This is a genomic window from Fictibacillus aquaticus (genome assembly GCF_002245695.1).
Lineage (GTDB): Bacteria > Bacillota > Bacilli > Bacillales > Fictibacillaceae > Fictibacillus > Fictibacillus aquaticus.
This window is the reverse complement of record NZ_NOII01000001.1, coordinates 1,122,730-1,136,252: the sequence shown is the minus strand read 5'-3', so window position 1 is coordinate 1,136,252 and position 13,523 is coordinate 1,122,730. Positions and strand designations below refer to the sequence as shown.

At 40.8% G+C, this 13,523-nt stretch carries 14 protein-coding genes; 10 read left to right on the top strand and 4 right to left on the bottom strand.

Annotated elements, in window-relative coordinates:
* Positions 1-7: 7 nt before the first annotated feature.
* Positions 8-1,033: a permease gene (locus CGZ90_RS05920; protein ID WP_240515355.1), complete on the bottom strand. Its 1,026-nt coding sequence runs from the start codon at positions 1,031-1,033 to the stop codon at positions 8-10.
* 107 nt (positions 1,034-1,140) lie between these two features.
* On the opposite strand from CGZ90_RS05920, the gene CGZ90_RS05915 reads away from it, so the two are divergent.
* On the top strand, positions 1,141-2,070 hold the full coding sequence (locus tag CGZ90_RS05915) for a CobW family GTP-binding protein (protein WP_094251383.1): 930 nt from the start codon (positions 1,141-1,143) through the stop codon (positions 2,068-2,070).
* A 41-nt stretch (positions 2,071-2,111) separates the two neighbouring features.
* A complete protein-coding gene (locus CGZ90_RS05910) occupies positions 2,112-3,131 on the top strand; it encodes a Gfo/Idh/MocA family protein (protein WP_094251382.1) in 1,020 nt (339 codons plus the stop codon).
* 154 nt (positions 3,132-3,285) lie between these two features.
* On the opposite strand, the gene CGZ90_RS05905 is transcribed toward CGZ90_RS05910, so the two are convergent.
* The gene (locus tag CGZ90_RS05905; RefSeq protein WP_094251381.1) at positions 3,286-3,468 is read right to left on the bottom strand and encodes an alpha/beta-type small acid-soluble spore protein; all 183 of its coding nucleotides are present in this window, start codon (positions 3,466-3,468) and stop codon (positions 3,286-3,288) included.
* A 155-nt stretch (positions 3,469-3,623) separates the two neighbouring features.
* On the opposite strand from CGZ90_RS05905, the gene CGZ90_RS05900 reads away from it, so the two are divergent.
* The 3 genes from CGZ90_RS05900 (at position 3,624) to CGZ90_RS05890 (ending at position 7,574) form a co-directional block, all read left to right on the top strand.
* Positions 3,624-5,771: a type IA DNA topoisomerase gene (locus CGZ90_RS05900; protein ID WP_094251380.1), complete on the top strand. Its 2,148-nt coding sequence runs from the start codon at positions 3,624-3,626 to the stop codon at positions 5,769-5,771.
* Between the two features lie 161 nt (positions 5,772-5,932).
* Positions 5,933-6,496, top strand: coding sequence for a phosphatase PAP2 family protein (locus tag CGZ90_RS05895; protein WP_094251379.1), 564 nt, complete (start codon positions 5,933-5,935; stop codon positions 6,494-6,496).
* 298 nt (positions 6,497-6,794) lie between these two features.
* A complete protein-coding gene (locus CGZ90_RS05890) occupies positions 6,795-7,574 on the top strand; it encodes a TerC family protein (RefSeq protein ID WP_094251378.1) in 780 nt (259 codons plus the stop codon).
* A gap of 82 nt (positions 7,575-7,656) precedes the next feature.
* Here CGZ90_RS05890 and CGZ90_RS05885 read toward each other — a convergent pair whose 3' ends face one another.
* Together CGZ90_RS05885 and CGZ90_RS05880 are read right to left on the bottom strand one after the other, a co-directional pair.
* Positions 7,657-8,202 (bottom strand): hypothetical protein, encoded by a 546-nt coding sequence (locus tag CGZ90_RS05885; RefSeq protein ID WP_094251377.1) that lies wholly within the window; start codon positions 8,200-8,202, stop codon positions 7,657-7,659.
* Positions 8,203-8,260: 58 nt separating this feature from the next.
* A complete protein-coding gene (locus CGZ90_RS05880; RefSeq protein ID WP_094251376.1) occupies positions 8,261-9,829 on the bottom strand; it encodes an ATP-binding protein in 1,569 nt (522 codons plus the stop codon).
* 147 nt (positions 9,830-9,976) lie between these two features.
* On the opposite strand from CGZ90_RS05880, the gene CGZ90_RS05875 reads away from it, so the two are divergent.
* The 5 genes from CGZ90_RS05875 to CGZ90_RS05855 all read left to right on the top strand — a co-directional run bounded on the left by CGZ90_RS05875 (position 9,977) and on the right by CGZ90_RS05855 (position 13,504).
* On the top strand, positions 9,977-11,203 hold the full coding sequence (locus CGZ90_RS05875; RefSeq protein ID WP_094251375.1) for an MFS transporter: 1,227 nt from the start codon (positions 9,977-9,979) through the stop codon (positions 11,201-11,203).
* A gap of 224 nt (positions 11,204-11,427) precedes the next feature.
* A complete protein-coding gene (locus tag CGZ90_RS05870; RefSeq protein WP_276206761.1) occupies positions 11,428-11,859 on the top strand; it encodes an RNA polymerase sigma factor in 432 nt (143 codons plus the stop codon).
* On the top strand, positions 11,831-12,751 hold the full coding sequence (locus tag CGZ90_RS05865; RefSeq protein ID WP_094251374.1) for a hypothetical protein: 921 nt from the start codon (positions 11,831-11,833) through the stop codon (positions 12,749-12,751). Before CGZ90_RS05870 ends, CGZ90_RS05865 begins: the two co-directional genes overlap by 29 nt.
* Positions 12,752-12,865: 114 nt before the next feature.
* The gene (locus tag CGZ90_RS05860) at positions 12,866-13,087 is read left to right on the top strand and encodes a hypothetical protein (protein ID WP_094251373.1); all 222 of its coding nucleotides are present in this window, start codon (positions 12,866-12,868) and stop codon (positions 13,085-13,087) included.
* 39 nt (positions 13,088-13,126) lie between these two features.
* Positions 13,127-13,504, top strand: coding sequence for a DUF4440 domain-containing protein (locus tag CGZ90_RS05855; protein ID WP_094251372.1), 378 nt, complete (start codon positions 13,127-13,129; stop codon positions 13,502-13,504).
* The last annotated feature ends 19 nt before the right edge of the window (positions 13,505-13,523 follow it).

The window sequence follows — 13,523 nt, the reverse complement described above, 5'->3', positions numbered from 1 at the left end:
TTTCCTCTTAGTGCAGGACAGTTTGGTTAAGCAGCAACGCACCAAATAACACTAGAATCGTAGCTATGGCCATGTAAAATACTACAAATTTGGTTTTGAAGTAAGCCAGCAGCATCAGTGTGTTTTTGACATCAAGCATCGGGCCATAAACGAGAAAAGCAACGATTGAGCCTGCTGTAAACGTGCTGCCAAATGACGCAGCGATAAACGCATCAGCCTCGGAGCAGATAGAAAGTAAATAGCCAAGTCCCATCATGATACTAATTGAAGTTAAATCATCCGTTGCGATTGAAAGCAGATCTTTCCTGTTCATCAAAACCTGGAATAAACTTGCGATAAAAGCTCCGAGGATTAAATATTTTCCTGTATCAAAAAATTCATCTGCTGCGTGGAAAAAGGTTTGTTTCCAGCGGCTTAATTTTTTTTGTGCAGGCTGTACTAATACTTGTCCAATCAATTCTTCTTTTGTCCATTTAAGCTGCTCACTGCGCCGGAAGATGATATAGACCAAAATTCCAATTAAGCAAGCGGCGGCAAATGCAAGACCCATACGAGCATAAACGATTTGCATGTTTGTACGGAAAGCATAAAACGTTGACAGGAAAACGACGGGATTCAATATTGGAATAGCTGCTAACATAACAACACCGATATGTAAGGGCATCCCTTTTTTGATAAGACGTCGAACGACAGGAATGATGGCACATTCACATATCGGAAAGATTAATCCAGAAAAGGAGGCGGCAATGACACCGGCGATTGGATTTCTTGGAATTAATCTTTGAATCATCTTTTCAGAAACAAACGTTTGAATGAGAGCGGATACGAAAACACCAAGTAAAATAAAGGGCACAGCTTCAATTAATATACTAAGGAACACAGTGTTCACATGAATAAATGCTCCAGGAAGCTTTTCAAAGAGTGGATCCGACTTGAGTTTGTCCATATTTAAAAAACCAATAAGAAAAATAGTTAACAATAATACTCCAACCATTTCTTTTCTAAATGACCGGTTAGTTAATAATACCTTCAAAAAAGTACCTCCTTAAAACGTAAATATATTGTGGTACAATCTAAATCATAACCATTACGATTTAAGTTGCGCAAGTTATTTTTTATTAAAAAAGGCAGGGAGTACTTATGTTAAATGAAAAATTACCAGTATATGTTTTAACAGGCTTTCTCGGCAGCGGGAAAACAACCGCTTTATTACATATTTTAAAAAACTGTAAAAAGAGAGGGTTACGTCCAGGTATTTTATTAAATGAGCTGGGCTCGGTTAATGTTGAAACCCATCTATTCGAGAACGAAAAATTAGTTGAAGTACTAGACGGGTGTGTTTGCTGCACGGTCAAGGAAGATTTTAAGAAAGAACTTGGTTATTTTCTAAAATCGGAGAATAAGGTCGATCTTCTTTTCATTGAAGGTACAGGAGTAGCCGATCCTGGAGAGATTGTTGATGCGGTAGCTTCACCGGAACTCTTCGACTATTTTGAAGTATGCTCGGTTATTAGTGTAGTTGACGCCAGCAGGTACTTGGAATACAACAGTATGTTTTCTAGTTCAAAGGAGATCAGGAAGATGCTTTCTGGTCAAATTGAAAACAGCACACTGATCTTGCTGAATAAAACAGACGGAATATCAGCCCCCAAAAAAGAAAAAATTCTTAAAAAACTAAAGAAGCAAACTGAAGGACGAATAGAAATGATAGATACTCAATTTGGTGCAGCTGATATTGATCTGTTGTTAAAACAAAGGATGGAATTTGTTCAAACGAAGCAGTATACAAGCGAACATCATACAGTTAATCATACATTTCAAGCAGTGAAAATAACCGATCCTGAGCTATTGAACGGTAAAGAACTGGAAAGAAAATTGTCCCAGGTTTCTGATAGTTTAATACGAGCCAAGGGAATCATCACGATTGATAATGAAAGGTATCACTTTCAATACGCTTCAGGTTCTCTTTCTCTTCAGCCCTATCAAAATAATGTGAGCGATTGTATTATTTTAATAGGTTATAAATTGCCTGTAGATCAAATAAAAGCTTTGTTCAATCGTTCAAATTAATTAGACTCTCTTCAATCGACTAACTAAAGGAGGAATTAAACATGAACGTCGCACTGTTAAGCAAGTGGCACGTCCACGCGGTGGATTATGCGCGTGAAGCGTTAGACAACGACTCAATCACGATTCAACAGATTTGGGATGAAGAGGCTTTGCGGGGGAGGAAGTGGGCGCAGGAATTAGGTGTGCCTTTTGAAGAAAACATAGAAAATGTGTTATCTAATCCAGACATCGATGGCGTAATTGTCACGACCCCTACCAATATGCATAAGGATGTAATTATCGCTGCGGCCACTCATGGAAAGCACATTTTTTCGGAAAAAGTACTGGCGCTAACTGCAGCTGATTGTGAGGAGATTTTCGCTGCGGTTGAAAAAAACAGTGTGCATCTCATGCTGTCATTGCCAAGACTGACAGAGAGCTTTTACCTTTATGCGCAGGATGTGGTAGATCGAGGGTTGCTCGGAACGGTGACAAACATTCGATGCCGTGTTGCACACAATGGAGCTGTACCATTGGAAGAAACAGGCAAAGGGTGGCTCCCTGAACATTTTTTTGATCAAGAAGCATGCGGAGGCGGTGCATTGATCGACTTAGGTGCGCATCCTATCTACTTAACGAATAGATTAGGCGGAAAAGTAAAAAGTGTTAGTGCGAGCTTGAGCACTCTGCAAAATCATGTTGTGGACGATAACGCGGTCGTGATGGTGGAGTATGAATCTGGTGCGATCGGGTTTATCGAAACAGGCTTTCTATCGTATGGCAGTCCGCAGCAGCTTGAAATCTACGGAACAGAAGGCACGCTGCTGATTGAAGACCGTGTGGCCAGGATAAAGAGCAAACATTTACAGAGTGAAGATTGGGTGTCGCCGGAATATCCGAATCCTTTGCCATCAGCGATGGAGCAGTGGGTTGCGGTGGTGGAGAAGGGTGTTAAGCCGGTGATTACGAAAGAAGATATAATTAATCTTACACTGATTAATGAGGCGGCGGCTTTGTCTCATGATGAAGGGCGCCGGGTGATGGTGTCTGAGGTAGCGGGGGCGGAGCCGAAATTGCGGTAGACCCGTAAATTTGGATTTAGACCCGTAAATCCTGGAATAGACCTGCAAATCTGCTACTTAGACCCGTAATTTTCAATTTAAACCCGCAAATGGCAAACACGCACAAAAAAAACGCTCAGGAATCGAGTTCCTGAGCGTTTTTCTCGTGAAATTATTATCCTCTGTATCCAGAAAGAGCTTGAGCAACTAGACGCTTTGTGATTTCTCCGCCAACTGAACCGTTTTGACGAGCTGTTGTGTCAGGTCCGAGGTGTACACCGTACTCGCTTGCGATTTCGTGCTTCATTGCATCAAGTGCTGCCCAAGATCCTGCCATAGGTTGTTGATTTTTCGCCATTGTTCATTCTCCTTTTAGAGATGTATTTTTTGTTGCTTACGAGTAGTGTGTGACTAAATATGAAAATTATACACATATTTTCATAAATACTTTTTAAAAGAGAAGGAGTATGTAAAACTGATAATATCGGAACACGAAAGAAAGGGGAAAACACAATGAAATTAATCATTGCCGAAAAACTATCTCAGGCGCAGGCACTTGTGGCTCCCTTTAAAAATGTGAAAAAGCATAAAGGATATTTTGAGATTCCGCCAAATGAATTTTTCCCGAAAGGCGCGTATTTAACGTTCTGTGTCGGGCATTTATTGGAGTTAGTGAAGCCAGGAGACTATAAACCGGAATGGGAGAAATGGAAACTGCAAGACTTGCCGATGATCCCCGACAGGTTCAGATTCAAAGTTTCATCTTCTAAATATGCGCAATTTAACATTATCAAGAAGCTCGCTTTCGACAGCAAAGTTACCGAAATCATTGGCGCTACGGATGCTGGGCGTGAAGGTGAGTTGATATACCGGTCGCTGCTTATCACTATAAAATGCAAAAAGCCAATCAAGCGTCTCTGGATTTCTTCCTTAACACATAACGCCGTTTTAGAAGGCTTTCGAAATTTAAAAGATGGCAGCGAAACGATTCCGGTATTCATGGAATCTTACTCGAGGGCGTGTGCTGACTGGCTTGTCGGGCTTAACACAACCAGAGCGTTTACACTGCTTATGAAAAAAAGAGGTGTCCGCGAAGTTTTTGCCACAGGACGGGTAATGACGCCGACGATCGCGATGATCGTACAGAGAGAACACGAGATTGAAAACTTTAAACCGGAAATTTTTCATGAGATACTTGCTGACTTTGATATAGACGGGAAAGTTTATTCAGGCAAATGGCAAAAAGGCGAGAAGTCGAGGTTCGACAAGAAAGAAGAGGCGGAAGAAATACTGAAAGAGATTAAGGGCCAGCAGTGCGAGGTCGCTTCCATCAAGACAGACCGGAAAGAGTACCAGCCGCCGCTGCTGTTCAACTTGTCGGCATTGCAGGCAAAGGCGAACCAAATTTATAAATACTCACCGGAGAAGACACTGAACATCACGAGCGGGTTGTATTTAAAAAAGATCGTCAGCTATCCGCGTTCTGACAGCTCATACATAACAGAAGAAGAGGCGCGCGGAATTCCAGAGATTTTAAATAAATTAAGTTCGTTTGAATCTTATCAAAACATTCTTCCAGCTCCAAAGCGGTCGATTTCCGGAAACAAGAGGTTCGTCGATGCATCAAAGGTAAGCGACCATTATGCCATTATCCCGACGGAGAACGTGGTGAATCCGGCCAAGCTGAGTGGTGAAGAACGGAACATTTATGATCTCATTGTCAGAAGCGTTATCGCTGCGCATTATGATAAAGCGATTTTTGATACGACGACCATTCACACAACAGTTAACAACCACAATTTTGTCAGTAAGGGCAACGTCCTCATTCAAGAAGGCTGGCGTAAGGTTCTTTTTGAAAAGAATGACAAAAACGATGAGGATAAGGTGCTGCTGCCGAAAGTGGAGAGCGACGATCAAGGTGTCGTGAAAAATGCGAAGGTGAAGGACGGCAAAACACAGCCTCCGAAACGGTATACACTCGGGAATCTGATCACGCTCATGAAGACCGCCGGTAAGACAATTGAGAACGAAGAGCTGAGCAAGGTGCTGAATGAAGCGAAAGGTCTTGGAACCGAGGCGACCCGAAGCGGCATCATCAAGAAGATTGAAGCTCTTCATTACATTAAAACACAGAAAAATCAGGTGTTCGCGACGGAAAAAGCAAAAACACTGATCGCGGCAATCGGCAAAGACTCGATTCTCACTTCGCCTGAAACAACCGCCGTTTGGGAACAGAGACTCGCGGAGATCGGAAAAGGAAAAGCCGATGCGAAAGCCTTCATGGACCTGACAAAATCGATGACCGAAAAAGTGATCGCCGAAGCCGTTGAAGGGTCAAAGGAATGGGTCGTTTCTCCGTCAGCAGCCTCCTCGTCGGCCAAGAAAAGCTACGAACCTGTCGGGAACTGTCCGTTCTGCGGTAAGGAGATGTTTTATAGCAAGAAAAGCCAGTTCTACGGGTGTACAGGCTATAAAGAAGGCTGTAAGTTTACAATTTCGAAAAAGATTGCAAGGAAAACCCTGACTGACGCACAAGTTAAACGGCTGCTGGAAAAAGGCGAGACTACCTTGCTTAAAGGGTTCAAAAAAGCGGATGGCCAATCATTTAGTGCAGCGTTGATGCTGAATAAGGAAGAAAAGAAGATTACGTTTAAGAAGTAAAAGTTGAGGGCGGTGCCGGATTTGGTATCGCCCTTTGTTGTATTTATACAGTTATTGTTAATTAAAGGTAAGTGTTTTGAGTAAGAAATAAAAGAATCGATGGAATAAAATGTAATTAAATGCTACTATCTAAGTGAAATAAATGATAAGGAGATATTAGGATGTTATTCGATTTAGATAATAAATGGCTTTTGTTCATTAATAAACAAGTTCAGCAGTACCCATGGATCGATCAATTAATGATTTTCTTTGCCGAGTATGTCCAATATGCGTTTGTTCTTTTGATTCTTTTTTTATGGCTGCTTAATAAAAGTCATTTCCGAGTTATAGCCTTTCAAGCTATGTTGGCGTTTACTCTTGCGTATTCAATTAACCGCATAATTGAGCTGTTTTTCTTCCGAGATCGCCCCTTTATCACGCAAGAAATCTTCCAGCTTGTGGACCATTCTGCGAACTCCTCTTTTCCAAGTGACCACGCCACATCGGCAATTGTTATTGCCGCAACCGTCTGGCTTTCATCACTTAGATTTAAAAACATATGGCTCGCTCTTGCGCTAGCTGTTGCTTTCTCACGGATTTGGGTAGGGGTTCACTATCCATTAGATGTTGCAGCGGGGATTTTAAACGGTATGCTTATCGCGTTGCTTACACACCACGTGTTGTTTAAAAAAGCAAAGCTCATAACCTCTTTAATAAGTAGACCCGTTTTTCAAGGAAGAGGGTAACTTTTTAAACCAAAGGGGACTAAGTTTGAAGAGGTATGGAGTAAATAATGCTAGTGGCACTTCACAATTTTAAAATATGTTTTAAAGAAACAAGCAGCCATCACAAGGACTGCTTGTTTTTTATGCCGCCTATTAGTCGATTAGAAGTATTACTCACCTTGTAGAAACAAGTTAGTCTATTTAACGTTTATTAAAGGCAATCAAAAGGTATAATTTTATTCAAGGTTACATTCTTGCGAAAATGGTCATTCTATAGTTAGATACAATAGTACATATTTAAATGGAAGCAGGGGAGTAAATGGAGTCAATTTGGTTAGAATATGCTTGGGCTTTACTGATACTGATCGGCTTAGAAGGGTTATTATCAGCGGATAATGCTCTTGTATTAGCGGTAATTGCAAAGCATTTACCGGATGATCAGAAAAAGAGAGCGATAAACTACGGCATCATCATGGCATTCGTTTTCCGATTTGGAGCACTTTTTGCTATTTCATTTATCGCGAACGTTTGGCAAATACAGGCTGTAGGAGCAGCATATCTCCTTTACCTTGGATTAAAGCACGTTATCAAAGCCAAATTTGGAAAAGAGAACAAAAATAATCGTGAAGATGTTGAAGAAGAATCAGCAGGAAAAGGTTTTTGGCCAACTGTAGGAAAAATCGCAATAGCCGATCTCGCTTTTGCAATTGATTCAATCCTTGCCGCTGTAGCTTTGGCACTTGGACTACCAGATTCGCCGCTTGAAGATTTTGGCGGAATGGACGGAGGGAAATTTATTGTTGTTGTTCTCGGAGGCATTGCTGGACTTATTCTTATTAAGTTTGCTGCAACGTGGTTTGTACAGCTTTTAGACAAGCGTCCGGCATTAGAAACAACAGCTTATGCAATTGTAGCGTGGGTGGGTGTAAAGCTAGCCGTCATTACGCTTGCTCATGAGGATATTGGTGTGTTAGATTCTCATTTTCCACATAGCACCGTGTGGTCGCTGATTTTCTATGGTGTTTTAGTAGGTATTGCACTGCTAGGATGGTTTGCGCCTGGGAAAAAGCCTGAAACAGAAAAACAAAATACTCTTTAATTTTATTTCGTCCAAGCAAAAACCCAAGAGCGCTGATATATCAGCATTCTTGGGTTTTTTTGACCAATTTTATTCATTTGTATTAAAGCATTTGTTTGGCTATCTCAATAACTTGCTCCTTGTGCTGCTCATCCGAGATATTCTCGTTCGTGTAGCTGACTTCATAATAAACCCCGTCTTTCTCAAACGTCAGGTTTCCTCCATCTAAGCTGCCTTTTACGTCGTCAGAAAGCTTTACTTCAGTACCGGACCCCGAATACTCAACCTTAAAATTGTGCGCGGTGATTTGTAATAGAACGTTCTCGGCATCTTTTGCTGTTGTAGTGAACGTGACTCTTAATTTTTTGCCGTCGTGTTTGAAGTCATCGATGTGAGAGATAGCCAAAGGCTTTGCATCAAAAGGAAATTCTTTTGGCAAGGTGATGTCAAATGGCAGTGCATCAAGCCCTTCTTCAACGGAAGAAGCTTCATAGCTGATTGGCATGCTTTTTAACACATCTTTAGAAACATTACCTTCAGGCTGCACTTTTACTAATTCCGTCTTATCAAGTGTTCCACTCTGTTTATCCTGACAGCCGAAGAGTGCGAGACTTACTAACAGCAGAGAAAAGAGCCATGATTTCTTCAAATAAAATTCCCCCGGTTTGATTATATTTTTCTTAACACATTCAACATATGATGAGCACCTAGCTTGTTATACTCAAACCCGCTTCTGAACTTTCCGGCTGTCCTGCAATCTGAGGACGTGTTGGGAGTGTGATCGTGAAGGTTGTACCTTTTTCCTGCTCGCTTTCGACCTGAACGGTGCCTTTATGATTTTGGATTATTTTAAAGCAAATCATCAGTCCGAGTCCTGTGCCGTTGCTCTTTGTCGTAAAAAAAGGTTCCCCAAGCTTTTTGACCTGTTCATCAGTCATGCCGATTCCGTTGTCCTGAATCGTGAGCAAAACGTTCTTTCCGTCTTTTGCGACAGAAAGCTTGATATACCCGCCAGAGGACAGTGCTTCGATCGCGTTTTTCAAGAGATTGATCATCACCTGAGTGAGCTGGTTCTTCTCGCCGTAAACTTCAATCACTTCATCATCTGTTTCAAAAACAATCGCGACGTTTCTCAGATTCACTTCCGGCTGAAGCAGCTCGATCACGTTACGAGTGCTTTCAATGATATTAAACCAGCTGAAATAGACGGCATGTGGCTTGGCAAGCACCATGAGCTCACTCACGATAAAGTTGATCCGGTTGATCTCGGTCAGGATAATCTCCTTAAAAAAGGCGTTCTTCTCAGGATTGAGTTCATCGATCAGCTGGACGAGCCCGCCGATTGACGTCAATGGATTGCGGATTTCATGTGCGATGCCCGCCGCAAGTTCACCGATCAAAGAGACTTTTTCAGATTTCAACAGAATATCTTCTGTTTTCTTTTTTTCGGTCACATCATATTGAATTGAAATGTGCTGATACGTCTCCCCGTCCTGATCCAAAAACGGAATGATCGTCGTGTCGACCCAATAAAGTGAGCCATCCTTCGCTTTGTTGCAGATCTCGCCTTTCCAGACACGTCCGCATTGAATCTCATGCTTTATGTTTTGCACAAACTCTTCAGAGTGAACACCTGAAAACACGAGCTTTCCGTGATCCTGTCCGATCAGTTCGCTGCGGTCATATTTCGTGATGCGGCAGAAATGATCATTTACTTGCAGGATGCGGTCGTTTTTATCTGTCAGTGTAAAAATGGTCGCTTCATAGAGCACATTCTTCATGTTGTTCAGATCTGCTATAGATATGTCGAGGTATTTATTGGTGAGCTGCAAAGCGTTTTGGGTATCGCGGATCGTCTGGGTGTAGATAGAGACGACAGTATTGGCTGCAAGCTCAGTCAATGCAGTGATTACTTTAAAGCATTCAATCAGCTGGATATTCAGTACAGGTTTGGATTCTGTTTCATTTTCAATAAGCTGATAGATGAGCATTCTGGACTTCAGGATAAAGTGTAAACAATGATCAAGAGGAATATTGCAATTCGATGCACGTTTTCCAAATGCATCGGCCCATTTTTCCATCTTTAATTTTACAGTTCCATCATCACCAAAGAGACCTTCCCCAAGGTAACCTAAAAACGTCTCTACCCAAGGTGAAACTTTTTTAGTGTAGTCGCTAAATTCAGCTTCTAAATTCTCAATAGGCGGAATGCTCTCAACAAACTGCATGCGGTCGTTCATTATTTTTATGCCAAGGGCTCTTCGGAAATCTTCCATAATGACCCTCCTAGAGTAGTTTAGTACTATATTTTTTCGACACAAACGGCAAGAAACCTGCTGATTTTATCAAAATTTACCATAGAGTAAGTTGTAGGTTATTCTAAATATAGATAAAGATAGAAAGTTTTCGAAATGTGGTGGCATATGAAGAAAAATGTATTGACTGACCGCGGATTTGTTTCATTGTGGTTGGGAACGGCGATATCTGAACTTGCGGGAGCGTTCGGAACTTTTTGTAATTCCATTCTGATTTATGATATGACAGGCTCGAAAATAGCATTAGGAAGTATGTGGCTGCTTTATTTTCTTCCATCCATTATTCTTCAGCTCGTCAGCGGCCCATTTATTGATAAATGGAGTAGAAAAAAGATCATGATTTTTTCTCAGTGGACAAGGGCTGTGATTTTTTTACTGTTACTTCTTACAGTAGTGAGTGGAAACATAGAGTCGTGGCATGTTTATGCTGTCCAGATTGTCATTGGATTACTGGCACCATTTTATGTGCCGGCAAGTCAGGCGATCACCCCTACTATTGTTTCAAAGGAACAATTAAGTACAGCAAATGCTTATCTAGATGGTACTTCTCGACTTATGATGTTTTTGGCACCCGTTTCAGGCGGGATTGTTATTGAATACATCGGAATAAAGTTAACGTTATTGTGTATTGTTGTTTCGTTAACTATCAGCGGATCAATTCTTTTATGGATTAACGAACAGCGAATCGTAAAAGAGATACGCTCAACATGGTTAGAGCAATTTACTGAAGGAATAAGCTATTTCTTTAAAGAACGGCGAATTGTCTGGTTAGGCATCTTCTTAGGCTTTGTTCAGTTCGGTGTTGGAGTAACAATGGTGATAAATCTCCCTTATATTATTGATGTTTTACACGGAAACTATGATGATTATGGAATTTTTATGGCGGGATTTCCGCTGGGCTATGTTATCGGATCTCTCGTAGTGAGCAAATTCAAATACAAGAGCAGAAGAATGATCATGTTAGGAGCTCTTGTGATAGGCGGATTGACATATGTCTCGTTGGGAGTCACAGACAGTCTTTACGTTGCTATTTTAGTAGAGATCGTTGCCGGCATCGCTATGGCATTTTTTAATGTACATAACACAACGATCAATCAGCAGACCGTTCCTCAACATTTGATGGGAAAAGTGTTCTCCGTGCGCTTAGTAATTATTAGAGGGGTCATGCCGCTTGGTGTATTGGTTGGTGGGGTTGTTAGTGAATTATGGGGAATCAGGCCGTTATTCATATTAATTGGTGCATTAATTTCAACTGCATCCATCATAGGAATTGTCTTACCTTACTTTAAGTTTATTGATGTTCCTGACCAGGTTAATGAGAAGGAAGCGTCATAGTGTAAAGTGTTCTAAACATAAGAGCTGAAAAGTCAGCTCTTTTTCATATATTTATATATTGTATTTTTTTCTATTCGACTGTAATAATCACGATAGTTAACCGTCTAATGAGTAAAGGAGGGGGTCTTGTGGATGAGGGGACGATTGAGCAATGGTTTTATGATTATGAAAAAGATATTACAAGTTTTCTTACTTACTTTACAGGAACGACTGAAGTGTAAGACTTGGTTCAGGATACATTCGTGATGGCGATAAAAAAGCTGGCGATGTTTAAAGGGAAGTCGCACCCGAAAACATGGCTGATTTCAATTGCACGTAATCTTGTAATTAACCGGTACCGGAAGAATAAAGTTTGGGACAGAATTAAGCATTTTTTGGCGCCGGAAAAGCCAGCTTCTAATCAGATAGAAGAACAAACACTGAAGAATTTAGCAAATTCTCAGCTGTATGATGCGATTCTAAAGCTTGCGCCTCCGTTTAAAGAGGTGATTATCCTGCGAGGTATATTGGAGTTCTCACCGAAAGAAACAAGCAGTATCTTAAACTGTTCTCCGAATAAGGTAAATGTGATGTTTCACCGTTCACTCAAGAAACTGCAAGTACTGCTAGAAAAGGAGGGGTTCACTCATGAAAGATACTCAAACTATTCAGGATGAACTTAAAAGCCTTTCTAAATATTCGTTAAGTGATGTTCAAAAACAGAGAGTGCTGACTGCAATAAGAGACAAGAGAAACTCTGGTCGTATGAAGGAGAGATCACCATTATTCATGCCGATTCTTTCAAGTGCAGCTATTATGATTGTCATATTTATTCTCGTTGCTTCAGAGTTTCCGAACCTGAAATATTGGAGTTCAACAAGTGGTACAGAGACCAAGAAACAAATCGAGTTTCATACACCAGACGGAGAGCGGTTTGAACTGGAAAATGGTCAAAAAGTAATCGGTGTCCCGAATAAAGTGGCATTTTTAGATGGGATGAACTTTGTTGCGAAAGATAAGCGGCGCGGAGCTAAAGTAATGGTCTATTTTTGGGGAGATCCAGAAAAATTAGCAGGGAAAGGATTTAAGATTAAAGGCACGAATCGTTACGGAGAGGAGTTAGTTCTGTCTGAAGGGACGTTAGGTGGTGCTATTTCAGACGATGATGCACATGCACCCACTCGGTTTGCTCCTTTCCCAACAGATGGAGAGTGGAAGCTATCATTTTTTGTGGATGATAAGTTGCATGGAGAATTCCAGTTCAATGTGCTGCCGCCGTTCCCTCAAACAAAACACTACACATTAGATACCTCGCCTAAAGAAATGGCAACAGGTAAAGACTTTAAACTATCTATTGAGAGTACGAAGAAAAAGAAAGAAATCATGGTTCAATTAATGAACAAAGAAGGAAAGCTAATAAAAGAGGAGCGGTTTAAGCGCACAGATACTTTTACAGATGATGACAGCTCACAAGTTATTTATCAATACGATGGTAAAATAGAGCTCCCTGAAAAGGGAACATGGATGCTAATTATTGATGGTGAAAGAACACAGGTTTTTAAAAATTAAAACTTTGTAGCAAGCCGCCTAAACAGGCGGCTTGTTGTTTCAATGGGTGGTTACAGCAGGAAATGGAAAATTTTTGTCGAAATAGAATTTTAGTTTGAAAGGAAGGTAAGGTTTATGGCAAGTTTTAAAAAAATAGCATATGGAATTTGGACAATAGTGATTGGAATCATCTTTAAATTTGTCATGGCTTCTTTATATGATAACGGATCAGATGGGTTAGTTAACGCTGGTGTTGTATACAACGGGATAATGTTTTTAACAATGGCCATTATTTTTCTATGCGGAACAATGTTTGTTTGCACACTAATGATAGTAGAAGCGATAAAGAATAAGTAATAATGTTACCATAAGTAATTTAATAGGGCGGGACTTTAAATGAAGCAGATAGAGGAAGTGCTTGAAGACTACTTCAAGAGTTGGAACGAAGGATTCATCAGCAAAAATAGCGATAAAATCAAAAGCTTTATGTCCGATGACTTTACTGGTTATTGGGCGCATTCCGATATAGAACGGCCCGATCCGTATGGTTATGACTATGACCTGTACGCGGTTCTTAAACAAATGGATGACGCAGAGAAAAGTTTTGAGATCCTTTCTATCACAGAACGGAAAAACGGGGAAGAAGTTATCGTTTTTGGAAGAGAAACGAATGTCATTAAGGGGACACCATATGCTGCGCAATGCATGTTTGTTTGGAGAAAAGAAAACAGCGAGTGGAAGCTGCTGCGGGAATATATTGAACTGGAAAGATAATACAAGACAAGCAGGAATT

Coding starts and splice junctions, on each gene's coding strand:
- CGZ90_RS05905 (WP_094251381.1), bottom strand. CDS start 3,468: ATGGCGAAAAATCAACAACCTATGGCAGGATCTTGGGCAGCACTTGAT.
- CGZ90_RS05890 (WP_094251378.1), top strand. CDS start 6,795: ATGGAGTCAATTTGGTTAGAATATGCTTGGGCTTTACTGATACTGATC.
- CGZ90_RS05910 (WP_094251382.1), top strand. CDS start 2,112: ATGAACGTCGCACTGTTAAGCAAGTGGCACGTCCACGCGGTGGATTAT.
- CGZ90_RS05865 (WP_094251374.1), top strand. CDS start 11,831: ATGAAAGATACTCAAACTATTCAGGATGAACTTAAAAGCCTTTCTAAA.
- CGZ90_RS05915 (WP_094251383.1), top strand. CDS start 1,141: ATGTTAAATGAAAAATTACCAGTATATGTTTTAACAGGCTTTCTCGGC.
- CGZ90_RS05900 (WP_094251380.1), top strand. CDS start 3,624: ATGAAATTAATCATTGCCGAAAAACTATCTCAGGCGCAGGCACTTGTG.
- CGZ90_RS05880 (WP_094251376.1), bottom strand. CDS start 9,829: ATGGAAGATTTCCGAAGAGCCCTTGGCATAAAAATAATGAACGACCGC.
- CGZ90_RS05860 (WP_094251373.1), top strand. CDS start 12,866: ATGGCAAGTTTTAAAAAAATAGCATATGGAATTTGGACAATAGTGATT.
- CGZ90_RS05855 (WP_094251372.1), top strand. CDS start 13,127: ATGAAGCAGATAGAGGAAGTGCTTGAAGACTACTTCAAGAGTTGGAAC.
- CGZ90_RS05895 (WP_094251379.1), top strand. CDS start 5,933: ATGTTATTCGATTTAGATAATAAATGGCTTTTGTTCATTAATAAACAA.
- CGZ90_RS05875 (WP_094251375.1), top strand. CDS start 9,977: ATGAAGAAAAATGTATTGACTGACCGCGGATTTGTTTCATTGTGGTTG.